At 37.0% G+C, this 26137-nt stretch carries 22 protein-coding genes; 19 read left to right on the top strand and 3 right to left on the bottom strand.

The features are described 5' to 3' along the window. The first annotated feature begins 26 nt into the window (after positions 1-26). Positions 27-1331: an argininosuccinate lyase gene (gene argH / locus QGN23_RS05440; RefSeq protein WP_282905988.1), complete on the top strand. Its 1305-nt coding sequence runs from the start codon at positions 27-29 to the stop codon at positions 1329-1331. On the opposite strand, the gene QGN23_RS05435 is transcribed toward argH, so the two are convergent. Continuing rightward, positions 1328-1783: an Lrp/AsnC family transcriptional regulator gene (locus QGN23_RS05435; protein WP_282905987.1), complete on the bottom strand. Its 456-nt coding sequence runs from the start codon at positions 1781-1783 to the stop codon at positions 1328-1330. The two genes, argH and QGN23_RS05435, sit on opposite strands and share 4 nt — an antisense overlap. A gap of 241 nt (positions 1784-2024) precedes the next feature. On the opposite strand from QGN23_RS05435, the gene QGN23_RS05430 reads away from it, so the two are divergent. The 7 genes from QGN23_RS05430 to QGN23_RS05395 all read left to right on the top strand — a co-directional run bounded on the left by QGN23_RS05430 (position 2025) and on the right by QGN23_RS05395 (position 11176). Beyond that, on the top strand, positions 2025-2930 hold the full coding sequence (locus QGN23_RS05430; protein ID WP_282905986.1) for an aspartate carbamoyltransferase catalytic subunit: 906 nt from the start codon (positions 2025-2027) through the stop codon (positions 2928-2930). Positions 2931-3033: 103 nt separating this feature from the next. Further along, complete coding sequence (locus QGN23_RS05425; RefSeq protein WP_282905985.1) at positions 3034-4140, top strand: carbamoyl phosphate synthase small subunit; 1107 nt, start codon at positions 3034-3036, stop codon at positions 4138-4140. A 149-nt stretch (positions 4141-4289) separates the two neighbouring features. Beyond that, the gene (locus QGN23_RS05420; RefSeq protein WP_282905984.1) at positions 4290-5117 is read left to right on the top strand and encodes a BRO-N domain-containing protein; all 828 of its coding nucleotides are present in this window, start codon (positions 4290-4292) and stop codon (positions 5115-5117) included. A 43-nt stretch (positions 5118-5160) separates the two neighbouring features. After that, entirely contained in the window at positions 5161-8343 is a 3183-nt protein-coding gene (gene carB / locus QGN23_RS05415) for a carbamoyl-phosphate synthase large subunit (RefSeq protein ID WP_282905983.1), read from the top strand. 277 nt (positions 8344-8620) lie between these two features. Further along, positions 8621-9220 carry a DUF2911 domain-containing protein gene (locus QGN23_RS05410; protein WP_282905982.1) on the top strand — a complete coding sequence of 200 codons (600 nt, stop codon included), beginning with the start codon at positions 8621-8623 and terminating at the stop codon, positions 9218-9220. Positions 9221-9475: 255 nt separating this feature from the next. Next, positions 9476-10519, top strand: a complete 1044-nt coding sequence (locus QGN23_RS14870; protein ID WP_317622316.1) for a bifunctional transcriptional activator/DNA repair enzyme AdaA — start codon at positions 9476-9478, stop codon at positions 10517-10519. A gap of 111 nt (positions 10520-10630) precedes the next feature. After that, entirely contained in the window at positions 10631-11176 is a 546-nt protein-coding gene (locus QGN23_RS05395) for a GNAT family N-acetyltransferase (RefSeq protein ID WP_282905981.1), read from the top strand. Positions 11177-11178: 2 nt separating this feature from the next. Here the strand turns inward: QGN23_RS05395 and QGN23_RS05390 are convergent, their stop codons facing one another. Continuing rightward, positions 11179-11337: a hypothetical protein gene (locus QGN23_RS05390; protein ID WP_282905980.1), complete on the bottom strand. Its 159-nt coding sequence runs from the start codon at positions 11335-11337 to the stop codon at positions 11179-11181. 218 nt (positions 11338-11555) lie between these two features. Between QGN23_RS05390 and amaB the strand changes: the two genes are divergently transcribed. The 3 genes from amaB (at position 11556) to QGN23_RS05375 (ending at position 15009) form a co-directional block, all read left to right on the top strand. Continuing rightward, complete coding sequence (gene amaB, locus QGN23_RS05385; protein WP_282905979.1) at positions 11556-13106, top strand: L-piperidine-6-carboxylate dehydrogenase; 1551 nt, start codon at positions 11556-11558, stop codon at positions 13104-13106. A gap of 201 nt (positions 13107-13307) precedes the next feature. After that, complete coding sequence (gene lat / locus QGN23_RS05380; RefSeq protein ID WP_282905978.1) at positions 13308-14642, top strand: L-lysine 6-transaminase; 1335 nt, start codon at positions 13308-13310, stop codon at positions 14640-14642. Between the two features lie 124 nt (positions 14643-14766). Continuing rightward, complete coding sequence (locus QGN23_RS05375; RefSeq protein ID WP_282905977.1) at positions 14767-15009, top strand: putative signal transducing protein; 243 nt, start codon at positions 14767-14769, stop codon at positions 15007-15009. A 135-nt stretch (positions 15010-15144) separates the two neighbouring features. On the opposite strand, the gene QGN23_RS05370 is transcribed toward QGN23_RS05375, so the two are convergent. Next, a complete protein-coding gene (locus QGN23_RS05370; RefSeq protein ID WP_282905976.1) occupies positions 15145-16512 on the bottom strand; it encodes a helix-turn-helix domain-containing protein in 1368 nt (455 codons plus the stop codon). A 535-nt stretch (positions 16513-17047) separates the two neighbouring features. Here QGN23_RS05370 and QGN23_RS05365 point away from each other — a divergent pair. The 8 genes from QGN23_RS05365 (at position 17048) to QGN23_RS05330 (ending at position 26075) form a co-directional block, all read left to right on the top strand. Continuing rightward, positions 17048-17278, top strand: a complete 231-nt coding sequence (locus QGN23_RS05365) for a hypothetical protein (RefSeq protein WP_282905975.1) — start codon at positions 17048-17050, stop codon at positions 17276-17278. Positions 17279-17739: 461 nt separating this feature from the next. After that, on the top strand, positions 17740-20169 hold the full coding sequence (locus QGN23_RS05360; protein WP_282905974.1) for an alpha-ketoacid dehydrogenase subunit alpha/beta: 2430 nt from the start codon (positions 17740-17742) through the stop codon (positions 20167-20169). A gap of 282 nt (positions 20170-20451) precedes the next feature. Then, complete coding sequence (locus QGN23_RS05355; protein WP_282905973.1) at positions 20452-20640, top strand: hypothetical protein; 189 nt, start codon at positions 20452-20454, stop codon at positions 20638-20640. Beyond that, positions 20641-21306: a response regulator gene (locus QGN23_RS05350; RefSeq protein WP_282905972.1), complete on the top strand. Its 666-nt coding sequence runs from the start codon at positions 20641-20643 to the stop codon at positions 21304-21306. A 373-nt stretch (positions 21307-21679) separates the two neighbouring features. Further along, complete coding sequence (gene lpdA / locus QGN23_RS05345; protein WP_282905971.1) at positions 21680-23071, top strand: dihydrolipoyl dehydrogenase; 1392 nt, start codon at positions 21680-21682, stop codon at positions 23069-23071. Between the two features lie 368 nt (positions 23072-23439). Continuing rightward, complete coding sequence (locus tag QGN23_RS05340) at positions 23440-23691, top strand: type II toxin-antitoxin system RelE/ParE family toxin (RefSeq protein WP_282905970.1); 252 nt, start codon at positions 23440-23442, stop codon at positions 23689-23691. Between the two features lie 6 nt (positions 23692-23697). Next, positions 23698-23982 (top strand): addiction module antidote protein, encoded by a 285-nt coding sequence (locus QGN23_RS05335; protein WP_282905969.1) that lies wholly within the window; start codon positions 23698-23700, stop codon positions 23980-23982. 155 nt (positions 23983-24137) lie between these two features. Then, a complete protein-coding gene (locus QGN23_RS05330; RefSeq protein WP_282905968.1) occupies positions 24138-26075 on the top strand; it encodes a S9 family peptidase in 1938 nt (645 codons plus the stop codon). Positions 26076-26137 lie beyond the last annotated feature (62 nt).

Here is a 26137-nt window from a genome sequence, read left to right as displayed (position 1 = left end):
TTAAAGGTTTTTAAATAAAAGAAATAATGAAAAAAATTTGGCAAAAAGATAAATCATTAACTGACCAGCTGGTGAGTATATTTACCGTTGGAAAAGATTTAGATTTCGATGATCGATTGGCAAAATACGATGTTTTGGGATCGATGGCACATTGCAAAATGTTGGCAGAAGTAGGACTGATTTCAAATGAGGAATCGCTTGAATTGCAATCTGTTTTAAATGAAATTTTAAGCAGTATCGAAAATAACACTTTCGAAATCGATACCGAAGCAGAAGATATTCATTCTCAAATTGAATCTGTTTTAATAGAAAAATTAGGCGATACCGGAAAGAAAATTCACACCGCCCGTTCCAGAAACGATCAGGTTTTGTTGGATATTAAATTGTATCTGTTAGATGAAATCAGAGCAATTGGTGAACTGACGGATTCTTTATTTCAGCAGCTGATTCGTTTGGCAGACCAGCACAAAAAGGTCCTGTTGCCAGGTTATACGCATTTTCAGATTGCCATGCCGTCATCGTTCGGATTGTGGTTTGGCGCGTATGCCGAAGCTTTGGTCGATGATTTGGAGCTGTTGCTGTCTGTAAAAAATATCATTAACAAAAATCCTTTGGGATCTGCCGCCGGTTATGGTTCTTCCTTCCCAATTGATCGGGAAAGTACGACCTATCATCTGAATTTTAAAACCTTAAATTACAATTCCGTTTACGCACAAATGACGCGTGGAAAATCTGAAAAATTGCTCGCTTCTTCCATGGCAGTTTTGGCAGGAACTTTGGGGAAATTTTCTTATGATATTTGTCTGTATTTAAGTCAGAACTTTGATTTTATAAGTTTTCCGAAAGAATTTACTACCGGAAGCAGTATTATGCCGCACAAGAAAAATCCGGACATTTTTGAGTTGGTAAGAGCGCGTTGCAACCGTATTCAGTCTTTGCCCAATGAACTTATTCTGCTCACCAACAATTTGCCTTCCGGCTATCACCGTGATATGCAACTGACCAAAGAAATCCTTTTCCCGGCGATTGATTCTTTAAAAGAATGTCTGGAAATTCTGATTTATACTTTACCAAATATCGAGGTAAAAAATCGAATTTTAGAAGATGAAAAATACAAATATTTGTTCAGCGTAGAAAAAATAAATGAAGAAGTGAAGAGCGGAAATTCATTTCGGGATGCCTATGTAAAAGTAGGAAATGATATTGAAAATAATGATTTTCAGTATGATACAAAAGATTTGAACCACAGCCATCAAGGCAGTATCGGCAATTTGTGTTTAGACGAAATTGCCCATCAATTTCATAAAATCTCTTCTAAATTATTGGCTTAATCCAATTTAAACTTGGTCGATTTTTTTACTTCATGTAAAGCAATCGAGCTGTGATATTGCCAGATATTTGGCGAGTTAGAGATGACATTGACAGCGAAGTCGTTGTAAGAGTTAATGTCTTTTGCGATAATTTTCAACATATAATCATATTCCCCGGAAAGGCTGATGATTTCCTGTACTTCCTCGAAAGTTTCGATATGTTTTTCAAAATCTTCCAACGTTTTTTGGGATTGTTCTTTTAATCGGATATTGCAATAAACAATAATATTCAGCCCGAGTTTTTCCCGGTTAAGGATGGCGACATATTTCTCGATGACATTCTGTTTCTCAAGTTGCTTGATCCGTTCGTAAGTGGGCGTAAAAGTCAGACCAATCTTCTCCGAAACTTCTTTCACCGATATTGTAGAGTCTTCCTGAAGTAAACTGAGAATCATTCTGTCCTTGGCATCCATAAATTTGATTTTGAACAAAACTATTAAAAATTAAACAAAAAATTAGGTGTTCATCACGAATAGTTTGATTTGTTGAAAAAACCTTTTTCAGATTTCAAAAAAAATGATATCTTTGTATCTAATGAAAAGAAGATTTCCATTAGACGATTTACACAAAGGCAGCAATGCCGATAATTACGATATTTATTAATACAACGAAGTCATTTTGGCTTCGTTTTTTTTTGAATTAAAAACTAAAATTATGCTCAGAACAGCCGATCTATCCGTAGAAAAAATCAACAAATTACTCCAGGAAGCAGAAGAGTTTTCAAAGGGGAAAGTATTGAAAGCGAAACAGGAAATTTATGTGTCCAATCTTTTTTTTGAAGACAGTACGCGTACAAAAACCAGTTTTGATGTTGCCGAACGAAAGTTGGGACTAAATGTAGTTCCTTTTGATATCTCCGCGAGTTCCCTTAACAAAGGAGAATCACTTTACGACACGGTAAAAACCATGAAAAGTTTGGGAATCGATCTTTGTGTCATCCGTCATAAAAAAGAAAAATTTTACGATGAGTTCATAGGGATTGATATTGCTATTATTAATGGGGGAGATGGAACAGGGAATCATCCTTCCCAAAACATTTTAGATCTGATGACCATTCAGCAGGAATTTGGGAAATTCAAAGGGTTGAAAGTCGGAATTGTAGGCGATGTGAAACACAGCCGCGTTGCGAATTCGAACGCTGAAGTTTTAAGAAAAATGGGGGCAAAAGTATATTTCTCCGGTCCGGAACAGTGGTTTGATGAAGGAACGATTATCAACGGAACCTATTTATCCATCGACGATTTGGTGAAAGAAGTGGATGTTTTAATGTTATTGAGAATCCAGCATGAAAGACATGAAAGCGACGAAAAGTTAAATCTCTCTCCCGAAAAATACCACCGAAAATTTGGATTAACCAAAGAGCGCGAAACAGCAATGAAGAAAAATGCGATCATCATGCATCCGGCACCCATTAATAGAGGAGTAGAAATTGACGGGGAATTGGTAGAGTGCCCACGTTCCCGAATTTTCAAACAAATGGAAAACGGTGTTTTCGCCAGAATGGCCATTTTAAAAACCGCTCTGGAAGCAAAAGGATTTGAGTTCGAAGAAATGCAGTGATAAGTCGAGGCCTTTCTAAAATCCAGGATTGGCGCAGGATTATGAAAGAAATTTTGCGTCTTTGCAATAAAAATAAAAAGTGACGATTTAGTAAAAAGTAAAAATGAAAAAGAAATTAATATTAGAATCCGGCGAAGTATTCCACGGAAAAGGTTTCGGCGCTGATCAGGAAATTGAAGGCGAAATCGTTTTCAACACGGGAATGACCGGTTATCAGGAATTGATATCCGATCCTTCTTATTGCGGACAGATTGTCTGTATGACCTATCCGCTCATCGGAAATTACGGAATTAACCGTGATGATTACGAAAGTATCGAACCTGCCATCAAAGGTTTAATTGTAAAAGAAGTTTGCGATTTTCCCTCCAATTTCAGGACACAAATGAATCTGGATGAATTTTTCCAAAAACGTAATCTCTCCGGAATTTCTGGAATTGACACGCGGAGATTAACAAGAATCCTTAGGAATTCAGGAGTTGTAAAAGGAAAAATAGTGAGTGAAGATGCTGATGAAAATGCAGTCATTGAAGCTTTAAAAGCCAGTGTTTTAGCCACTGATCAGGTTGCTCAGGTTTCTACAAAAACCTCGTACGCAAATCCGGGAAGAGGTTTGAAAGTTGTTTTAGTCGATTACGGTTCCAAACTCGGTATTTTACGGGAACTTGCTCAGCGGGATTGCGACGTGATCGTAGTTTCCCAGGATACAACCGCAGAAGAGATTCTGTTGATCAATCCTGATGGAGTCATGCTTTCAAACGGTCCTGGAGACCCGGTAGATGTAAAAGGAGCGACCGAAATGATTCAGAAACTTTTGGGTAAAGTTCCCATTTTCGGAATCTGTTTGGGACATCAACTGATTGGTTTGGCATGTGGAGCAAAAACTTTTAAACTCAAATTCGGACACCGTGGCGGCAATCATCCAGTTTTGGATGTAAAGAAAAACAAAGTCGCTATCACGTCCCAAAATCACGGTTATGCCGTCGATCAGGAATCTTTAAAAAATACCGATTTAGAAGAAACCCACATCGCTTTAAACGACCGAACCAATGAAGGTTTTAAACATAAAATTCACCCATGTTTCTCCGTTCAATATCACCCGGAAGCAAGTCCAGGACCGGAAGACGCGAATTATTTGTTCGATGAGTTTATCGTTTTAATGGAACAATTTAAAACTGGAACAGTTTCACAATTTTTCAATCCTCCAATTTAAAAGGGTATCATTCTTAAAATTACGAATATGATCAATTTTGAAAATAATCCTCAAAAAACAGTTCAGTTTTCTTTTAGATAGTATTGAGTATTGAGTATTGTGAACTTTTGGAAGAAAAAAGAAAATTCATAGATCGTTAAATTAATTGTATGAAAACCACGAATATCCAACTTTTTGAACAAAAACAAGTTCGTTCGGTTTGGGACGAAGAGCAGGAGAAATGGTATTTTTCCATTATTGATGTCATTGAAATTTTAGTTGAAAATAAACGGCCAAGAAAATATTGGAGTGACTTAAAAGCCAAACTGGCAAAGGAAGGAAGTGAACTGTCCGAAAAAATCGGACAGTTGAAAATGACTGCGCCAGATGGGAAATCAAGATTAACAGATGTTGCAGATACTCAACAGCTTTTGAGGCTAATCCAATCCGTTCCTTCCAAAAAAGCAGAGCCATTCAAACTTTGGTTGGCTCAGGTTGGTTCTGATAGACTCGATGAAATGCAGGATCCGGAATTAAGTATTAATAAAGCAATGCAGGATTATTTGAATCTGGGATATTCTGAAAACTGGATTAATCAAAGATTGAAAAGCATCGAAATCCGGAAGGAATTAACTGATGAATGGAAACGTCTTGGAATGAAAGAAGGACAACAATTCGCGGTGCTCACAGATATCATAACAAAAGGTTGGAGCGATAAAAACACCAAAGAATACAAAAAACACAAAGGTCTGAAAAAAGAAAATCTTCGCGATAATATGACCAACACCGAATTGATTTTAAATATGTTGGCAGAAGCATCAACGAAAGATATTTCGCAGGCAGTAAATCCCGGGACTTTTGAGGAAAATAAAACAGTCGCCAAACAAGGTGGAAATGTTGCAAAAGTGGCGCGCTTGGAACTGGAATCGAAAACCGGTAAAAAAGTAGTGAGCGGTTTATCTGCGAAAAAAATGCTAGAAAATAAACCTAAAAAATAATTTAAAAGTATCTAATCTTCACTTTTAAATCAAAGTAAAAAAAATGAAAAGAAGCGACATAAAAACAATTTTAGTAATCGGCTCCGGTCCCATCATCATTGGTCAGGCCGCTGAATTCGATTATGCAGGAACGCAGGCTTGCTTATCTTTGAGAGAAGAAGGCTACAAAGTAATTTTGATCAATTCTAATCCGGCAACGATTATGACGGATGTAGAAATTGCTGACAAAGTATATATTGAACCCATTTCTCTGGAATTTGTAAGTCATATTATCCGCAAAGAAAGACCAGATGCGCTTTTGCCGACTTTGGGCGGACAAACCGGTTTGAATATGGCAGTAGAATTACAAAATTCCGGAATTTTGGAGGAATGTAAAGTGGAGGTTTTGGGAACCAAACTTTCGGCTATCAATCAAGCTGAAGATCGGGATCTGTTCCGTAATTTAATGAACGAACTCAACGAACCCGTACCTGATTCCGATATTGTAAATAATGTAGAAAATGCGTTGAAGTTTGCCGATAAAATCGGTTATCCTGTTATTGTGCGTCCAGCTTTTACAATGGGCGGAACCGGCGGCGGAATTGCAAATACCAAAGAAGAACTGAAAGAAATTACCGAATTTGGTTTGAAATACAGTCCGGTTGATCAATGTTTAATCGAAAAATCCATCGCCGGTTTCAAAGAAATAGAATATGAAGTCATGCGCGACAAAAACGACAACGCGATTGTGGTTTGTAACATGGAAAACATTGATCCGGTTGGGATTCATACCGGAGATTCAATTGTAGTAGCGCCTTCGCAAACGCTTTCGGACAGAGAGTATCAAATGCTGAGAAACGCTTCGTTAAAGATTATCCGCGCTTTGGGAATTGAAGGTGGTTGTAATGTTCAACTGGCTTTGGATCCGAATTCTTACGATTATTATATCATCGAAGTGAATCCAAGAGTTTCCCGTTCATCCGCTTTGGCGAGTAAAGCAACCGGTTATCCGATTGCGAAAATCGCTGCAAAGATTGCAGTCGGTTTGACTTTAGATGAAATCATGAATCCGGTTACAGGAAAGACCTACGCTTGTTTTGAACCCGCTTTGGATTATGTCGTAACGAAATTCCCGCGTTTCCCTTTCGATAAATTTGAAACCGCGGACCGCAGACTTTCCACCCAAATGAAAGCAACCGGCGAAGTGATGGCGATTGGACGAAATTTTGAGGAATCTTTACAGAAAGCCATCAGATCTCTGGAAACGGGTTTAAGACATATCGGTTTAAAATCAAAAGACGCGGCAGCTTTAACGGACGAAGAAATCGAAAGAAGAATCCGGGTTTGTGATGATGAGCGTTTATTCATTATTGGCGATGCTTTGCGACGGGGTTACGACTGGGAGAAAATCGTAGAGTGGAGTCAAATCGATAAATTCTTCATCTGGAAAATTAAAAAACTCGTCGATTTCGAAAAGGTAATTGCTGAAAATAAATTTGATAAAGAAACTTTACTGGAAGCCAAGAAATTAGGATTCTCCGATTTAAATATCGCTCATTTATGGAATTCCAACCAAAAAGAAATTTTTGAATTCCGGAAGAAAAATGGAGTGATGCCGGTTTACAAAATGGTAGATACCTGTGCCGCAGAATTTGAAAGCGAAACGCCGTATTTCTACGGAACTTACGAAGAAGAAAATGAAAGTATTCCTTCAAATAAAGAAAAAATAATCGTTCTGGGTTCGGGTCCGATTCGGATTGGTCAAGGGGTAGAATTCGATTACGCCACGGTTCACTCGGTTTGGGCGATTAAAGAAATGGGGTACGAAGCCATTATCATTAATAATAATCCGGAAACGGTTTCCACAGACTTCTCGATTTCGGATAAACTCTATTTCGAGCCTTTAACAGAGGAAGATGTCATGAATATCATCGAACTCGAGAAACCAAAAGGCGTAATCGTTCAGTTTGGTGGACAAACCGCCATCAATTTGGCGGATAAATTGGCCGCGCACGGTGTTCAGATTTTAGGAACTTCTCTGGAAGATTTGGATCGTGCTGAAAACAGAAATAAATTTGAAGCCGCACTTCAGGAAATGGGAATTCCGCAACCTTTGGGAAAAACCTGTTTTACGAAAGAAGACGCTTTGTTAATCGCGAACGAAATCGGTTTCCCGGTGTTGGTTCGTCCGAGTTATGTTTTAGGTGGAAGAGCGATGGAAATCGTTTATGATGATGTGGAACTCGCTCATTATATGACCAATGCGGTGAAAGAAAATTCGGAACATCCGATTCTAATAGACCGGTATTTGACCGGAAAAGAAATTGAAGTTGATGCCATTTGTGATGGTGAAACCGTGGTGATTCCCGGGATTATGGAACATATTGAAAGAGCAGGAGTTCATTCAGGAGATTCCATCGCGGTTTATCCGCCGCAAAATATCAATGCTGAACAAATCGCAACTTTGGTTGATTATACCGAAAGATTGGCGAAAGGACTGAATGTCATTGGTTTAATGAATGTTCAATATGTTTTGTCTGAAGGAAATGTGTATGTCATTGAAGTGAATCCGCGTTCGTCCAGAACCGTTCCTTTCTTATCGAAAATCACCGAAATTCCCATGGCCAACTTAGCAACGAAAGCAATTCTTGGACAGAAATTGACAGATTTAGGATACAAAAACGGTTTGGCACCAAACAAAGAAGGTGTCTTTGTAAAAGTTCCGGTCTTTTCTTTTTCAAAATTAACTAGAGTTGATATTTCCCTCGGCCCGGAAATGAAATCGACGGGAGAAGTTATGGGGAAAGATGTAACTCTGGAAAAAGCCTTGTACAAAGGTTTAATTGGTGCAGGCCGAAAAATGCCTTTACACGGTTCAATCCTTTTCACTGTGGCAGACAAACACAAACCGGAAGCATGCGAACTGGCGAGAAGATTCCAGGAAATCGGATTCAGAATTTGGGCAACCGAAGGAACCGCCAATTATTTTGAACAACATGGAGTCCGGACAAAAATCGGTTACAAAATCGAAGAAAACCCGGAAATCAATTTGATCGATTTGATCCAAAAAGGGAAAGTTCAATACATTGTAAACACCATGACCAAAGGAAAACAATCCGAAAGAGACGGTTTCCAGATCCGCCGGACTTCTGTAGAAAACGGTGTTCCTTGTTTAACTTCGATGGATACGGTGGAAGCGATTTTGAAAGTGATTGAGAGTATGAGTTTCAAAATGGAGCCGATGTAAGCTGTTCAAACCTTCAAGGATTTAAAATCCTTGAAGGTTTAGCAAAAAAGAAGCTGTATCATATAGTGATGAGACGGCTTCTTTTTTTTATTTAAAAATGGTGTTTTCTTAAACCGTTTCCATCACGTACATTTCATCCGTTGTCGGGGTTTTCATGGAACCACCTGAATTTCGGTCTAGATGGTTTTATTTTTTTTAATTCGATATGCTATTTTTTAATATCTTTAAACCTTATTAACGTCGACTTTCAATATCTATTAATTCAAATCAACTATTTATGAAAAAATTATTCATTACCGTATTTTTATCGCTTTCTTTTTTGGGGTTTTCCCAGTATAGTATTCCAGCGGCAAGTCCGAGTCAAAAGGTTGTCCAGCAGTTCTCTATGACCAAGATTTCTATAGATTACAGCAGACCTGGTGTGAAGGGAAGAAAGGTATTTGGCGAACTCGTTCCTTACGGGAAAGTTTGGCGTGCCGGTGCAAATTCCGCGACCAAAATTACATTTGAACAAAATGTTAATTTCGGTGGAAAAGACGTAATGGCAGGAACTTACGGTCTCTTTATCATTCCAACAGAAAAGGAGTGGAAAGTCATTTTAAACAAAGATTCCCAACAGTGGGGCGCTTATAGTTTTGATGAAAAACAAAACGTAGTTGAAGTAACCGTTCCCACGCAGAAATTGAGCGACAAACAGGAATGGTTTGAGATTTCCTTGATGCCGGTTGACATTCATTCCGTTGATTTGGTTTTTAAATGGGATATGGTGAAAGCAGTAGTTCCAGTGAAAGAAGCCAAACCCGAAACGGTTGCCAAAATCATCGACAAACTCAGTGAAATAAAGCAGATTGAAAAAGAGGCAGCTGCAAAAAAATAAGTAAAAGGTGAACTTCGGTTCACTTTTTTTATCATCAATGCTGTTTTTTTTGTCTTTAGGCTGTCGAAAATTCCCGATGAATTGTTTCAGAATCAATATAAAAACGGTCGCAATAATAAATAGAGATGGCGTTAAACCTGTCTTTCATCTCTCATCTATCAGCGAAGCGGTCTGTCATCTTTTTAAAAAAATACTTGTCGAATTTTCGGTTGTCATCAAATTTTAATTAAAATAAATTTGCTTTAAATTTACAAAATGGAACTTTCAGACCAAATCATGTATCAAGCCTCATTCGATAAAAATCCTGAATTTGAAGGCGTTTTCTGGATGGGCGTAAAAACCACCGGAATTTTTTGCCGGCCAACCTGCACGGCAAGAAAACCCAAACCCGAAAATGTAGAATTTTTTCAGAATACAAAACAGGCTATTTTAAAAGGATATCGTCCTTGCAAAGTCTGTAAGCCACTCGAAAATCCTGATGAAACTCCGGAATATATTCAAAAAGTTTTGGAAGAACTCCGAGAAGATCCTTCTCTGAAATTCAAAGATTTTGATTTGGTTCAGCGAGGGTTAGAACCCGCAACAGTTCGAAGATGGTTTCAAAAAAATCATGGAATGACCTTCCATGCTTTTCAAAGAATGTTCCGGTTAAATACAGCATTCAAAAAAATTCAACAGGGAGAAAATATTATGGAAACTGCTTATGATAGCGGTTTCGGAAGTTTAAGTGGTTTTAATGAAAGTTTCAAAACCATATTTGGCGTTTCTCCGAAAAATTCAAAAACGCAAAGAATCATTGATTTAAAAAGACTCGAAACGCCGATTGGAACCATGTACGCCGCTGCAGTGGAAGAGGGAATTTGTATGCTCGAATTTACCGATAGAAAAATGTTGGAAACGGAATTCAGAGATTTAGCAAAATCATTAAATGCAACAATTGTTCAAGGTGAAAATCCACATTTCAAAACTTTGGAAAAAGAACTTTCAGAGTATTTCGCTGGAAACAGAACAGAATTCACTGTTCCACTTTCTCCTGTAGGAACAGAATTTCAAAAAAGTGTCTGGAAAGTTTTAATGAAAATCCCCTACGGCGAAACCTGGACTTACCGCAAACAATCGGAAGTTTTAGGCGATGCCAAAAAAGTTCGGGCCGTCGCCAATGCGAATGGAATGAATAAAATTTCGATCATCATTCCTTGTCATCGAGTCATCGGAAGCAACGGAACGTTAACCGGTTATGGTGGCGGAATCTGGCGGAAGCAGAAATTACTGGAACTGGAGAAAGCGATTCTTTTCTAAACAAATTAAAGAGTTCAAAACCTGTGGAGTCCTCCCAGCCGTGAGCGCAGAATTTTCATGATTTGTACAAATCAGGCAAAAATAATTTTTATCTTTGAAAAAATATCGGCTATGAATTTCTCCTTTCAACCCACTTTAGAAACCGAAAACATCAAATTGCTTCCATTAAAGGAAAGTGACTTCGAAAGATTATTCACGGTGGCTTCAGATCCCGAGGTTTGGGCAATGCATCCTAATAAAGAGAGGTATAAAAGAGAAGTTTTTCAGAACTTTTTCAAAGGAGCATTGGAAAGCAAAGGTGCTTTTTTAATCATCGACAAAAATTCAGAGGAAGTTTTAGGAAGTACACGGTTTTATGATTTTAACGAAAATGATAAAAGTATTTTCATCGGTTATACTTTTTACGGCACTAAATCCTGGGGAAAAAACATCAACGCGGGCGCAAAAATAATGATGTTGGATTATATTTTTCAGTTCGTTGAAAAAGTGATTTTCCATGTCGGAAAAGATAATATCCGGTCTGTAAAAGCGATGAATAAGTTAGGTGCAGAAAATTTGGGTGAAGAAGAAGTTGCTTATTTCGGTGAAGATTCAAAAACAAATGTCGTTTTTCAAATCAAAAAAGAGGATTGGAAATTGAAGCAGAACTTACATTAGAGTTAATTTCCACTACAATTCTGAAATAACTCCGCGCCATAATAAAACACAAAAAGCCACGCAATTCCTTTCACGGTGAAAAAGATAAGACCACCGATTCCAACGCGTTTGAACCACTTTTTAAATTTTGAATTTTTATCTTCAGGCTGTAAATTTTCCATGGAGAACTTTTTTCAAAATTAGTACTATTATTTAAACCTTTCAAATTTATGAATCGAAATGATCTTACTTATTTTCTTTTGTGGCAAATTGGGCTATTAATCGAATTTATGGTATTGTTTTCTAAATCTTCAATTTGTTTAAAATTCAATAAAACTCTCTTAAAATTTTTCTGATTTCAGTAATTTTTCTATCTTTAAGGACAATTCAAATAAATATTATGTCCCATACAAATCAGGATTTTGGAATCGAAAAATCCCTTTCTAATTTAGGTATTACAAAAGAAAATAAAGGCGTCTCTTCTGGCGGAAATTACTTTGCCAATGGCGATTTACTCGAAAGTTATTCTCCAACAGACGGAAAATTAATTGCTAAAGTGATCACCGCAAATTCAAACGATTATGATCAGGTAATCGAAAAGGCTAAAAAAGCCTATTTAGAATTTCGTCAAATTCCGGCTCCGAAAAGAGGAGAGTTAGTTCGTCAGTTTGGTTTAAAACTCCGTGAATATAAAGATGATTTAGGAAAACTCGTTTCTTATGAAATGGGAAAATCTCTGCAGGAAGGACTTGGGGAAGTTCAGGAAATGATCGATATCTGTGATTTTGCCGTAGGATTATCCCGCCAGTTGCATGGTTATACGATGCATTCTGAAAGACCTGGTCACAGAATGTACGAGCAATATCATCCGCTTGGAATTATTGGAATTATTTCTGCGTTTAATTTCCCGGTGGCAGTTTGGTCTTGGAATACCGCTTTGGCGTTGATTTGCGGAAATGTTACCATTTGGAAACCTTCAGAAAAAGCGCCACTTTGCGCCATCGCCTGCCAGAATATCATTACCGAAGTTTTAAAAGAAAATAATCTTCCGGAAGGAATTTCTACCATGATTGTAGGTGATCATAAAATTGGTGATAAAATGGTGAATGATAAAAATATTGCCTTGATTTCTTTCACCGGTTCTACGAAAGTTGGAAGAGTTGTGGGAACGAATGTTGCGCAACGTTTCGGAAAATCGATCCTTGAATTGGGTGGAAATAATGCAATTATCATTACCGAAAATGCCGATTTGGACATGTCGATTATCGGTGCTGTTTTCGGCGCAGTAGGAACTGCGGGACAAAGATGTACTTCTACAAGAAGATTAATTATCCATGAAAATGTCTATGATGAAGTGAAAAACCGCCTGGTAAAAGCTTACGGACAACTGAAAATCGGAAATCCGTTAGATGAACACAATCATGTTGGTCCGTTGATCGACAAAGCAGCGGTTCACCAATATCTGAATTCCATTGAAAAATGTAAAAAAGAAGGTGGGAAATTCGTCGTTGAAGGCGGTGTTTTGGAAGGAGACAATTACGAATCCGGTTGTTACGTAAAACCGTGTATCGCAGAAGTTCAAAATTCTTATGAAATCGTGCAGCACGAAACTTTCGCACCGATTCTTTATATTATGAAATACAAAACTTTGGAAGAAGCCATCGCCATGCAGAACGATGTTCCGCAAGGTTTAAGTTCAGCGATTATGACCACGGATATGCGCCAGGCAGAATTATTCCTTTCACAAAATGGCTCCGATTGTGGAATTGCCAATGTGAATATCGGAACATCCGGAGCAGAAATCGGTGGTGCTTTCGGTGGCGAAAAAGAAACCGGTGGCGGCAGAGAATCCGGTTCCGATGTTTGGAAATATTACATGAGAAGACAAACCAATACCATTAATTATACCGACAGTTTGCCTTTAGCACAGGGAATTAAATTCGATCTGTAAAATATTAATATTTATTTGGGCAACTGATCCGCCCTCCGTTCCCGCTTTTTTGTTCCGCTGCGCTGCACAAAAAGAGCTCCACTCAGGTCGGGTTGCAAAAGATTACAAATACAAAGATTTTTTTTAATTATAAAATAGCGTAAAATAAATTCTAACCTTGAACTTCCGACTTCGGACTTTCAGCTTTTAACTTCAAAAAATATGAACAACGCAATAGCATCTCATCCACAACCGACCAATACGGTGAAAGAAACCTTGTCCAGACACATGCTTGCCGACGGTTTCGATTTCGTAATGGATTTTGAAAAGTCCCAGGGTTCGTGGATCCATGATAGGATTACTGGCAAAAATTTCCTCGATATGTTTTCCATGTTTGCTTCGGCTTCCATTGGTTATAATCATCCGTATTTAATGGAAAGATCTGAATGGCTTGGGAAAATGGCCATCAATAAACCAACTTTAGCCGATGTTTATTCTCAGGAATTTGCAGACTTCATGACCGTTTTCGAAAGAGTGGCCATTCCCAAAGAACTGCAGTATTGCTTCTTTATCGAAGGCGGAACCATGGCCGTAGAAAATGCCATGAAAGCTTGCTTCGACTGGAAAACGCGCAAGAATTTCGAAAAAGGAATTGATCAAGAAGCTGGAATTTGCATTCATTTCAAACAGGCCTTTCATGGAAGAAGTGGCTATACATTGAGTTTAACCAATACTTCTGACCCAAGAAAATACCAGTATTTTCCGAAATTCGATTGGCCAAGAATTATTAATCCTCATTTGAATTTTCCGATTACAGAAGAGAATCTGGAGGAAACCATTAAAAATGAAAATCTTGCGCTCCTCAATATTGAGGAAGCCATTCTTTCGAATCCCAATAAAGTGGCGTGTATCATCATTGAACCGATTCAGGCAGAAGGTGGCGACAACCATTTCCGTGATGAGTTTTTTGTCGGTTTAAGAAATCTTTGCGACCAAAATGAAGTTTTACTGATTTTTGATGAGGTGCAAACCGGAGTAGGAATGACCGGGAAAATGTGGGCTTTCGAACATTTCAGTGCAAAACCGGATATTATTTCTTTCGGTAAAAAAGCACAGGTTTGCGGTGTTTTGGCCAACAAAGAAAAGTTTGATGAAATTCCTAATAATGTTTTTAGAGAAAGTTCCAGGATCAATTCAACTTTCGGTGGAAACTTTATCGATATTCTGAGATTTCAATTAATTTTGGAAGTAATCGAAAAAGAGAATTTGGTCGAAAACGCTCGGATTGTCGGTGAATACTTACTTTTCGGTTTACAGGGTTTAGCCCAGAAATATCCAAATAAAATTTCAAATGCAAGAGGACGCGGCTTAATGTGTGCGGTTGATTTACCCACTGGTGCAGAACGCAATAAGCTGCAGGAGCTTTTGTACCAGGAAAATGTAATTATTTTATCTTGTGGCGATCATTCCCTCCGATTCCGGCCGCACCTGAATGTTACCACGACAGAAATTCAAATGGCGCTCGATAAGATCGAAGTTTGTATGGCAAAAATGTAATTATAGAAATGGATTCAGGCGGTTTTTAAACAAAACAGGTTTGAATTCTTATTTATTTTTCATTATTAATGAATAAAATACAATTATTTTATTGTAACTTTAACAATCGAAAATGAAATGAAAAATGGAAAGAGAAACGAGAGTCGCGGTTTTTGAAAGTGAGAAACCGTCTGAAATTCAATTGGTAAAATCAAAACTGGAAGCCCAAGACATTACAAGTTTTTTAATTGATAATTATATGTCTTTTACCACCACGCCCACTGCAAATACGGTGCAATTAATGGTCAATTTATCAGATGAGCAGAAAGCATTGGAAATTATCGATAAGATGCTCCGGGAAATGGAATTTAACCCAAGTAATAATTAATAACAGCTAAAACCAAGTTCATATTTTTAAATTTTACGTTTTACAGAAATCGAAATCTTGAAAAAGATTTCGATTTTTTATTGTTAAATCCGGCATCAATCCAAAAATTTCTGAAAATGATGAATTGAAAATAGACTACAGTTTGTCTTTCATCATTTTTATAAATACAGAAGGTTTCAAATCGAATTTCCTGCGGAAATTATCTGAAAAATTTTCGGTACTGGAAAATCCGGCAATTCTGGCAAGTTCCTTTACATCCATATTGATATATTTTACATCATTTTTAAGATGATCAATAATATAATCTAACCGAAGATCGCTAATGTAAACTGCGAAATTTTTCCCTTTATAGGTATTGATGATTTTTGAAAAGTAAGTGGAGTTTGTTCCCAACTCTTCACTCAAAGATTTTTGGGAAACCTGCGAATCCAGAAATTTATTTTCATTTTCAAAAAGTTCCAGTTGCTTTAAAATATTTTCTACAAATATTGGATTGAGCCCCGAAATTTTATTGTAAAAATCATAATTGAATTTCTGCTTGTAATCGGGTGAAGCTGGAATCAGTTTCTCTTCCGTTGTATTTACTTTATTTTGTTGGGCAATAATTTCTTCGAATCTCTTTTTATAATTTTGTTTTTCCTTTTGAATACGGAAGCCAAAAAATAAAAATACAAACAACAAAAAGACAACTAATACCACAAAAATAATTCTTTGGTTTTTGAGCGTACTTTCAATCCTGTTTTTTTCTGACACTAATTTTTTGGTATCGTATTCTTTAACGATCCTTCCATAAAGATATTTATAGTTTTTCTCGTAAGATCTGTCCAGGACCATTAGTTTATTAATATATTCCAATTGTTTTTCAGTATCGCCGACAGAATTATAATATTTAATCAGGATCTCATAAGCAGACCGGAATTGCGGATCCAGCTTTTTGGTTTTGGTATAATATTTATCGATTTCCTCCAGGTATTTTACCGCTAATTTTTTTTTGCCAGTATGCCAATAAGAAAGACCCAGATAGAAAACTTCAGTATTATGCTGCCACTGATCGTTGTATAATTGAATAGCTTCAGAAAGTTTGGAAATGGCAGTGTCATAATTTTTGGAGTAATAAGCATTAGTACCTTCCGAGGAAATAAAATAGGGAATGTACTGATTGAGTTTGTTTTCTTTCAGGTAGTCGAAGGCCTCTTTCAAAAGCGTTTCGTTTTCTTTAAATTTTCCAAGTTTTGTATTCGAATCGATGAGACTCATCAGTGAATAAATATAATACATCTGGTAATTTTTCCCTAAAGATGTTTCGGTGTGCAAATTATCCTTAAAAAATTGTAAGCATATTAAAAGTTCTTTATTGGCATCCTCATATTGTCCGAGATAAATTTTATTTTGAGCGATGATGTATATTGTTTTATTGAAAATATAAACATTGCCATATTCTTGTGATAACTTGTTGGCTACCAAAATGTCATCGAGCGCCTTTTGGTAAAATTCTTCAGACATATTGATGTTACCCCTGTTAAGATAAGCGTCCAAAAGTATTTTTTTAACCTTAGATTTTTTTGCAGTAAGTAGTGCACTGTCTGCATATTTTATGTTTAGAGGATATGTACTGGCAATACTTGCATATCGGTATGCATAAAAAAGGGCTTCGTTATTCTGGTCTTTTTTGGATTTTTTAATGTAGAAAGTTATGAGTTCCCACCTTTTTGTAGGATTACTATTGTAATTATCTATCTTTTTTTCAATTTCCTCATTAGTTAAATTAGACTTTGATACAGTTTGAGCACGAAAATTTGTAAAATAAAACAGGAAAAAAATAAAGAGAAGAGGGAATGTGTATTTCAGCTGCATAAACCGTAATGAAATGATTAATAATGATATAAGTTATTTTAAGTCATTTGTTTTACAATATTACTGCTATTTTTTTAAAAAAACAGTACAAAATTTACAATTTGCTTGTCATTTTTTATAAACTAACGGTTTGTTTTATTGCTTCATATCTGCTTTCTACAATACATTTGTAAAAATTAAACGAATGAAAAAATTTGCACTTATCGCAGCCGTAGTTTTTACTACAATTACATTACAATCATGCAGACAGTCAGACGATGTATTATCACCGGAGGAAGCAGCAACTTTACAAAGAGTCCAGGATTCCTCATCTGTTTTATTGCAACAAGATAATGCCGGTACATTAAATACGCAGACAGCTGACAATCTAGCTTCTGAATTAGAAGGAGAATTATTACCTCCCCCAAAAAAGTAACCCCTTAAACTAAATAATTTTTTTTTCATCATTTGTGTTGGTTCTTCCGCGGATTTATTCGCGGAAGAATTGTTTTTAGGATACTTTAAATTTTATTTTAAAAAGAGATTTAACCTTTTTATGATAAATTTCAAACGACCAGAACAACCGTTATAGAAATAGGAAGTAATGCCATAATATATAAATATGCTGCAATCTTTTCAAACATCAAGTTATGGTTTCTTCATTGCTTCTGGTTGTCGTCAAAGGACAAAAACTTTTAATTTTCGCAATTTAATCACTAACACAGAAATCTGTTTAAGAGATGACGTGATATTTATCACTATTTAATGTGATATGTTCAACATACTGATTGTCAAATTTATAAAAAAGGGTCAGTAAAAATAGAATATTATCAAAAAATAAAATTCAAATTTTAAAAATTCAATTCATTTATTTATCTTTGTGAAAATTCAGCTTTTATGGAAACGACCTATATTGAAACTCAGCAGATTACCTTTCAGGACTTTAAAAACCAGATCTTAGAAGATTATAAACTGGGCAGAATTTCCAGAGAAATGTCTTACCTCGGAAGAAGGGAAGTGTTGACGGGAAAAGCAAAATTCGGAATCTTTGGAGACGGTAAAGAATTGCCGCAATTGGCCATGGCAAAGGTTTTTAAAGATGGTGATTTCCGGTCTGGTTATTACCGTGACCAAACGTTTGCCTACGCCATCGGTGCTGTGAGTGTTGAAAGTTTTTTTGCACAGCTGTACGCCGATACCAATATTGAACGGGAACCCGCGTCTGCTGGGCGGCAAATGAACGGCCATTACGCGACCAGAAGTTTGAATGAAGATGGAAGCTGGAAAGACTTAACAAAACAAAAAAATATATCCTCTGATATTTCCCCTACAGCCGGACAAATGCCAAGATTATTAGGATTGGCGCTGGCTTCGAAAGTTTATAAAACTGTTGAATTCGATGGTTCAGAAAAATTTTCAAATAAAGGAAATGAGGTCGCTTTCGGAACAATTGGTGATGCCTCAACAGCAGAAGGTCATTTTTGGGAAACTCTAAATGCTGCCTGTGCTTTGCAGGTTCCGATGATTACTTCGATTTGGGATGACGGTTACGGAATTTCGGTTCCTACACACAACCAAAGAGCAAAAGCGGATATCGCTGAAATGCTTTCAGGTTTCCAAAGAAAAGAAGGTGAAAATCAGGGTTGTGAAATTATTCAGGTAAAAGCCTGGGATTATCCTTCCTTATTAGATGCTTATGCACGGGCAGAACATTTTGCAAGAACAGAAAGCGTTCCTGTTGTAGTGCATGTTATCGAAGTAACGCAGCCGCAAGGACATTCAACTTCCGGTTCACACGAAAGATATAAAGATGAAAACCGTCTGAAATGGGAAGGTGATTTCGATGGTTTGGTGAAATTCAGAGAATGGATTCTGGATTATTCCATTGAAATTGAAGGTGCCGAGCAACAGTTAGCAACCGCTGAAGAATTAGATAGTATTGAATCTGAAGCGAAGAAATTTGTAAAAGACGGTCAGAAAAAAGCCTGGGAAAATTATCAGAAAACGATTCAGGATTTAAAAGAAACCGTTCTTCCTTTGGTTGAAAATTTAAAATCTCAAAATACTGAAGTTGCCGCAGAATTAGAAAAATTCAATAAAGTAATTTCTGTAGCGAAAAAAGATATTTTCCATTTGGTGAGAAAATCTTTATTACTAACGAGAGCCAATCAATCGACAGAAAGACAAAGACTTCAAAACAAATTTGAAGAAGTTTTCGCCATCGAAAAAGAAAATTATTCTTCTCATTTATATTCTCAATCCGAGTGGAAAGCGACCACTGTTAAAGAAGTTGCACCCGTATTTTCTGACGCTTCAGAAACGGTGGACGGTAGAGTAGTCGTTAGAAATAATTTCGATAAAATTTTTGAAAAATATCCGGAAGCATTAATTTTTGGTGAAGATGCCGGAAATATTGGCGATGTAAATCAAGGTTTAGAAGGACTGCAGGAAAAATATGGCGCACTGAGAATCGCAGATACCGGAATCCGGGAAGCAACGATTCTTGGACAGGGAATCGGAATGGCGATGCGTGGTTTAAGACCAATTGCAGAAATCCAGTATTTGGATTATATCCTCTATTGTCTGCAGGGAATGAGCGACGATTTAGCAACCGTTCAATACCGGACAAGAGGCGGACAAAAAGCGCCGTTGATTATCAGAACACGTGGCCATCGATTGGAAGGAGTTTGGCATTCAGGTTCGCCGATGGCAGGAATTATTAATCTCTCAAAAGGGATTTTAGTCCTCGTTCCGCGTAATTTAACAAAAGCGGCTGGATTTTATAATACCATGCTTCAGGCAGATGAACCGGCTTTAATTATCGAATGTTTAAACGGTTACCGATTAAAAGAAAAACAACCTGATAATCTTGGTGAATTTACCGTTCCGGTAGGAAAAATTGAAGTAACGAAAGAAGGAAAAGATGTTACTTTAGTAACTTACGGTTCTACGTGGAGATTGGTCATGGAAGCCGCTCAGGAATTAGAAAAAATCGGAATTTCTGCGGAAGTGATCGATATTCAGTCATTAATTCCATTCGATCTGAGTCATGATATTTTAGAAAGTGTAAAAAAAACCAACCGATTGGTGGTCATCGATGAAGATGTAGAAGGTGGCGCATCGGCATTTATTCTTCAACAGATTATGGAAAAACAGAAAGCATTCAGATATTTGGATTCCGATCCGTTAACCATTTCTGCAGAAAATCACCGTCCGCCTTATGGAAGTGATGGAGATTATTTCAGCAAGCCAAGTGTTGATGATATGGTGGAGAAAATTTACGGATTATTTACTGAAACCAATCCTGAGAAATTCCCGAAGATTTAGGCGGGGAATATTTTTTAATAAGTAGTTAATTATCAATTCACTATGTTTTTAATGAAATTTTTGTTTCGATAAAGTATAGAAATTGATCCGTAACTCCCACCTCCAAAAATATTAAACTTATTCACAGAAAACAGCGAAAATTAATTTTTCGCTGTTTTTTTATTTAACTTTGGATTATATTTTAAAAATTGAAATTAAATTACTACTTGCTCGCCTGTTTTTCATCTCAATTTCCTGTATTAAAAACACAGCGAAGCGAAAAAAATATTTTTAAAGTTTGAAATGATTGCAAACCACCTTCAAATCGATTATTCTGATGATGAAATTGGTCTTGGAAAAACCATCCAGAAGAAAAATGACTTGCAAAATGTGGAAACCCGTATTTTTTCTCAAAAAGGAAATCTTATTTTTGACGAAATAATTGAGAATGGAACTCAGAAGACGATTTCCTTTCCCTTAAAAAACGGATAAATGTTTCAAAAAATACTGGCTGCGGAAGATTTTGAAAGCGCAAGCATTTCTGTGCAGAAATCCTTAGATGATTTAAAGATACCAAACAAAAGTTTTGTTCATTATTGTGATGAAGCTTTTCGCCTGCTCAAAAAAAGTGTTGAAGAAGATGAGCCATTTGATTTGCTGATCACGGATCTCTCTTTCGATGAAGACTTTAAAAAACAAAAAATCAAATCCGGCCAGCAACTCATCACCGAGTCACGAAAAATACTTCCTGAATTAAAAATCTTAGTATTTTCAGGTGAAAAACGGCCTCAAATAATAAAAGAACTTTTCAATGATTTACAAATTGACGGATTTGTAAGCAAAGGCAGAATGGATGTTAAAAATCTAGAAAATGCAATTACTGTAATTTCTGATGGGCAAAAATATCTTTCCCCGGAAAACCGGATTCAGCTTAGAACTACAGATACCATCGAACTGACTTCGGTTGAATATTCTATTCTAAAATTACTTTCGGAAGGTATTTTGCAAAAAGACATGACCGAAATTTTGAAAGGAAAATCGCTAAAACCGAACAGTTTAAGTTCTGTTGAAAAAACTTTAAATTACCTCAAAGAAACGTTCAGGGCCAAAAGCAACGAACATTTAATTGCGATCTGCAAAGATTTGGGAGTGCTGTAAAAACCTTTTCCGCGCCCATTCCTGTTGTTTCTCACTGTTTCCAAAAATAAATGCAATTTTTAGAGATAAATTTTACTGCTTTACGGTTTCCCGTAAGGAAGTTTTGCAGTGATGTTTTACTTTTGCTGAATATAAAAAACAACACATTTTTCAAGACACCGAAGCTCCAGAGAAAGCAAATTTTCAACAAAAACACAACTTTATTATAATCAGGCTGAATCTGGAGCTGATGGTGAATAATTTCAAATTTATCCCAGTATTTTTTTCTTAAATATTGTTTATTCTGGTGAAAAACTAAAGCTATTTAATTCCTCGATAGGCTTTAAATATAAATCATAAAATTTTCCGTAAATTCGCATCAAATTTTTAAATAATGAACTACGATATTATTGTCATCGGAAGTGGTCCTGGTGGTTACGTTACGGCAATCAGAGCTGCACAATTAGGTTTTAAAACAGCCATTATTGAAAAAGAAAATCTGGGCGGAATTTGCTTAAACTGGGGTTGTATCCCAACTAAAGCATTATTAAAATCTGCACACGTTTTTAAATATTTACAGCAAGCCGAACAGTACGGTTTAAATAAAGTAGAAAATCCAGGTTTTGATTTTTCTAAAGTTATTCAGAGAAGTAGAGGAGTTGCCACTAAAATGAGTGGTGGAATCGCTTTCCTGATGAAGAAAAACAAGATCGATGTGATCATGGGAACTGCCAAAGTTCAAAAAGGTAAAAAAGTTTCTGTAACTGATAAAGACGGAAAAGCAACTGAATATTCAGGGCAGCATATCATTATCGCAACTGGAGCGCGTTCCAGAGAATTGCCGAATCTTCCACAGGATGGAAAAAAAGTAATCGGATACAGACAGGCATTGAATCTTCCTGAGCAGCCAAAATCGATGATCGTTGTCGGTTCAGGTGCGATCGGAATTGAGTTCGCTGATTTCTATAACACCATGGGAACGAAAGTTACCGTTGTAGAATTCATGCCAAACATTCTTCCTGTTGAAGACGAAGATACTTCAAAACACGTAGAGAAATCTCTGAAAAAATCAGGGATCGAAATCATGACCAATGCTTCCGTAGAATCTGTGGATACTTCCGGAAACGGCGTAAAAGCAACCGTGAAAACTGCTACTGGAAATATCGTTTTAGAAGCTGATATTTTATTGTCTGCTGTTGGAATCGCTTCGAATATCGAAGGTCAGGGGTTCGAAGAAGTGGGAATCCAAACCGATAAAGGAAAAGTTTTGGTGAACGAATGGTACGAAACTTCTGTTCCGGGATATTATGCGATTGGTGATATTTTGGCGACACAAGCTTTAGCACACGTTGCTTCAGCAGAAGGAATTACCTGTGTGGAGAAGATCAAAGGTCTTCACGTAGAAAAGATCGATTACGGCAATGTTCCGGGATGTACGTACTGTCATCCGGAAATCGCTTCTGTTGGTTTAACCGAAAAACAGGCGAAGGAAAAAGGCTACGAACTGAAAGTGGGTAAATTCCCTTTCTCCGCTTCCGGAAAAGCCACTGCCAACGGAGATACCGATGGTTTCATCAAAGTGATCTTCGATGCGAAATACGGCGAATGGCTCGGTTGTCACATGGTCGGCGACGGCGTTACCGATATGATTGCAGAAGCAGTTGTGGCGCGTAAATTAGAAACCACCGGTCATGAAGTTTTAAAATCAATTCACCCGCATCCAACGATTTCAGAAGCCGTGATGGAAGCCGTTGCCGCCGCTTATGGCGAAGTGATTCATATCTAAACTTAACGAAATATTTTCATATAAAACTCCAGTGATTTGCTGGAGTTTTTTTATTTAGATAATAGTTTCAATATTTGTGATTATTTTTATTTGGGCAACTAATCAGCCTTCCGTTCCCGCTTTTTTGCTCCGCTGCGCTGCACAAAAAGAGCTCCACTCAAGTCGGGTTGCAGGGTGTTTTTCAAATTACTTTTTTTGTTTCTTCAGTTCTTGTACATATTTAAAAGTTATGCAGTATTTTCAACGAGAGTTTCGTAAATATTTAATTTTTAAATTGAAATATTTTCATTATTTTTGTATCCAAACGAATACAGTTTTGCGATGTACTTATTGAAAAAACGTCAGAGTTTGACAAGTGGTTTAGAAAATTGAAAGATGTAACAGCAAAGGCGAAAATTTTGTTCAGAATTCAAAAATTGGAAAACGACGAGCATCTTGGAGATTTTAAACCAGTTGGAAATGGAATTAATAAATTGAAATTTAATTACGCAAAAGGGTATAGAATTTACTTTATGGAAATTGACGGAAAAATTATTATTCTCCTAATTGGCGGTGACAAATCAACTCAACAAAAGGACATTGAAAAAGCGAAGGAAATTTGGAAGAAATTAAAAAAATAATGAAAAATGAATACCTCAAAATTTGACATTGCAGATTATTTAGACAGTAATGAAATGATTGCTGAATATCTTAATGCTGCTTTGGAAGAAGGAAATGAGTCAGAAATAATTGCAGCAATTGGAAATGTAGCCAAAGCAATTGGTATGACTAAAATTGCGGAAGAAACCGGGCTTAGCAGACCCAGTTTATACAAAGCGCTATCTGAAGGCGCTAAACCACAATTTGCAACAATAATGAAAGTTCTAAAAGCCGTTGGAGGACATATACACATTAATCCGGCTACTGCTTAAAAAACGACAACGCGGATCTGTAATCCTTCCTTTTCAAAACCCGTAGGCAAAGTCTCCGAACTCTGAGCCATCACAGACAAAAACCACAACTCCAAATTGTGGTTTTTTTAATTCCCAAAAATTACTATCTTGACCTCAAATTATAATATATGCACATGAAATCTTTTATTCCGGTTTTTTTGTTGACTGGAGCCGCATTTTTTGCTCAAACTAAAAACGATATTGTCGTTCCTAATGAGAATTTAATAACGGAAAATATTCCGGCGATCCCTAAAAGTTTAAACGAAAAAATTAAGAAATATTCGGAAAGCAGAGGAGCAAACTTTACCGCAATTCATCCCAACGGAAAAGAATTGATCATGGTGACCCGATTTGCTTCTACCAATCAGCTGCACCATTTGTCCCAACCCTTGGGAAACCGAAAACAGATCACCTTCTTTGATGAACCTGTAAATTCCGCAGATTACGAACCGACAAACGGAAAATATTTAGTGTATTCCAAAGATATGGGCGGAAACGAATTCGGTCAGCTTTTCAGACTGGATTTAAACTCCATGGAATCAACATTATTAACCGATGGAGGAAGATCTCAAAACGGCGGAATGCGGTGGAAAAAAGACGGTTCCGGTTTCTACTTTTCTTCCACCAAAAGAAACGGTGGCGACCGCGATATTTATTTCATGAATCCATTGAAACCCAACGAAACCAAATTGATTCTGGAATTGAAAGGAGGCGGCTGGGGAATCAGTGATATTTCAGAGGATGGCAAAAAACTTATCGTCAGCGAATATGTTTCGGCGAACGAATCTTATCTGTATTTATTAGATACAGAAACAAAAAAGCTGGAACCGATCACCGATAGAACTGAAAAACAGATCGTTCAAAGCAGCGCGAAATTTGCTAAAAACCCAGACGAGATTTACTTTGTCACCGACCGTAATAATGAGTTTGACCGTTTGGCGTTGATGAATTTAAAAACGAAAAAGATCACCTATTTCACCACTGATATTCCCTGGGAAGTTTCTAATTATACGTTATCGAAAGATAAATCCAAAATCGTTTTTGAAACCAACGAAAGTGGTTTGAACAAGTTGTATCTAATGGATACTGCCTCCCAAAAATATACGGAGATCAAAGGATTACCCATCGGATTAATCAATAATATTAAATTTACCGACGACGGAAAATCCCTCTTTTTCTCGCAATCAACTTACGATTCTTCCTCAGATATTTACCGTTTAGACTTAGCGACGAAAAATATTGAAAGATGGACAGACAGCGAACAGGGCGAAATGCGGAAAAGCGAAATGGCACAGCCGAAACTCATCGAATGGACGAGTTTTGACAAGATGAAAATCTCCGGATTTTATTATCCTGCTTCTAAAAAATTTACCGGGAAAAGACCGGTGATGATTAACATTCACGGCGGTCCCGAAGGTCAGTCGATGGCTTCTTCTTTAGGTTCGAATAATTACTATACCAATGAAATGGGCGTGGCGTTGATTTACCCAAATGTGCGTGGTTCTTCAGGTTTTGGCAAAACATATATCGCATCTGACAATGGTTTCAACCGGATGAATTCTGTAAAAGATATTGATGCTTTATTGGACTGGATCGCAAAGCAACCGGAATTGGATAAAGACCGAATTATGATTATGGGCGGCAGTTACGGAGGCTTTATGACTTTGGCTACAGCTTACGAATATGCAGATAGAATAAGATGTTCCGTAGATGTAGTCGGGATTTCAGATTTTAATACCTTTCTGAAAAACACTGAAGAATACCGCCGGGATTTGCGCCGAGCAGAATATGGCGACGAACGTGACCCGAAAATGAGTGCGTTTTTTACCAAGATCGCCCCTTTAAATAATACCGATAAAATTAAAAAACCTATGTTCATCATCCAGGGAACCAACGATCCAAGAGTTCCGGTGACGGAGGCGATGCAAATGCGTGATAAACTGAAAGCGCAGGGAAATACGGTGTGGTATTTAGAAGCCAAAAATGAAGGGCACGGTTTCCGTAAAAAAGAAAATGTAGATTTTCAAAGACTGGCGGTGATAAAATTTATGCAGGAATATCTCTTGAAATAGAAATTTTCCATTTTTACTTATTTTCAAAACCACAGGTTCGCTTGTGGTTTATTTTTATTAAC

This window comes from Chryseobacterium gotjawalense (genome assembly GCF_030012525.1).
Lineage (GTDB): Bacteria > Bacteroidota > Bacteroidia > Flavobacteriales > Weeksellaceae > Kaistella > Kaistella gotjawalense.
This window is presented reverse-complemented; position numbering and strand designations above follow the sequence as displayed.

Bases quoted from the DNA above. Each gene is read 5' to 3' on its own strand.
- lpdA (WP_282905971.1), top strand. From the start codon at position 21,680: ATGAACTACGATATTATTGTCATCGGAAGTGGTCCTGGTGGTTACGTT.
- lat (WP_282905978.1), top strand. From the start codon at position 13,308: ATGAACAACGCAATAGCATCTCATCCACAACCGACCAATACGGTGAAA.
- QGN23_RS05360 (WP_282905974.1), top strand. From the start codon at position 17,740: ATGGAAACGACCTATATTGAAACTCAGCAGATTACCTTTCAGGACTTT.
- QGN23_RS05335 (WP_282905969.1), top strand. From the start codon at position 23,698: ATGAATACCTCAAAATTTGACATTGCAGATTATTTAGACAGTAATGAA.
- QGN23_RS05330 (WP_282905968.1), top strand. From the start codon at position 24,138: ATGAAATCTTTTATTCCGGTTTTTTTGTTGACTGGAGCCGCATTTTTT.
- QGN23_RS05350 (WP_282905972.1), top strand. From the start codon at position 20,641: ATGTTTCAAAAAATACTGGCTGCGGAAGATTTTGAAAGCGCAAGCATT.
- QGN23_RS05355 (WP_282905973.1), top strand. From the start codon at position 20,452: ATGATTGCAAACCACCTTCAAATCGATTATTCTGATGATGAAATTGGT.
- amaB (WP_282905979.1), top strand. From the start codon at position 11,556: ATGTCCCATACAAATCAGGATTTTGGAATCGAAAAATCCCTTTCTAAT.
- QGN23_RS05390 (WP_282905980.1), bottom strand. From the start codon at position 11,337: ATGGAAAATTTACAGCCTGAAGATAAAAATTCAAAATTTAAAAAGTGG.
- carB (WP_282905983.1), top strand. From the start codon at position 5,161: ATGAAAAGAAGCGACATAAAAACAATTTTAGTAATCGGCTCCGGTCCC.
- QGN23_RS14870 (WP_317622316.1), top strand. From the start codon at position 9,476: ATGGAACTTTCAGACCAAATCATGTATCAAGCCTCATTCGATAAAAAT.
- QGN23_RS05425 (WP_282905985.1), top strand. From the start codon at position 3,034: ATGAAAAAGAAATTAATATTAGAATCCGGCGAAGTATTCCACGGAAAA.
- QGN23_RS05375 (WP_282905977.1), top strand. From the start codon at position 14,767: ATGGAAAGAGAAACGAGAGTCGCGGTTTTTGAAAGTGAGAAACCGTCT.
- QGN23_RS05370 (WP_282905976.1), bottom strand. From the start codon at position 16,512: ATGTCTGAAGAATTTTACCAAAAGGCGCTCGATGACATTTTGGTAGCC.
- QGN23_RS05365 (WP_282905975.1), top strand. From the start codon at position 17,048: ATGAAAAAATTTGCACTTATCGCAGCCGTAGTTTTTACTACAATTACA.
- QGN23_RS05395 (WP_282905981.1), top strand. From the start codon at position 10,631: ATGAATTTCTCCTTTCAACCCACTTTAGAAACCGAAAACATCAAATTG.
- QGN23_RS05410 (WP_282905982.1), top strand. From the start codon at position 8,621: ATGAAAAAATTATTCATTACCGTATTTTTATCGCTTTCTTTTTTGGGG.
- QGN23_RS05435 (WP_282905987.1), bottom strand. From the start codon at position 1,783: ATGGATGCCAAGGACAGAATGATTCTCAGTTTACTTCAGGAAGACTCT.
- argH (WP_282905988.1), top strand. From the start codon at position 27: ATGAAAAAAATTTGGCAAAAAGATAAATCATTAACTGACCAGCTGGTG.
- QGN23_RS05430 (WP_282905986.1), top strand. From the start codon at position 2,025: ATGCTCAGAACAGCCGATCTATCCGTAGAAAAAATCAACAAATTACTC.
- QGN23_RS05420 (WP_282905984.1), top strand. From the start codon at position 4,290: ATGAAAACCACGAATATCCAACTTTTTGAACAAAAACAAGTTCGTTCG.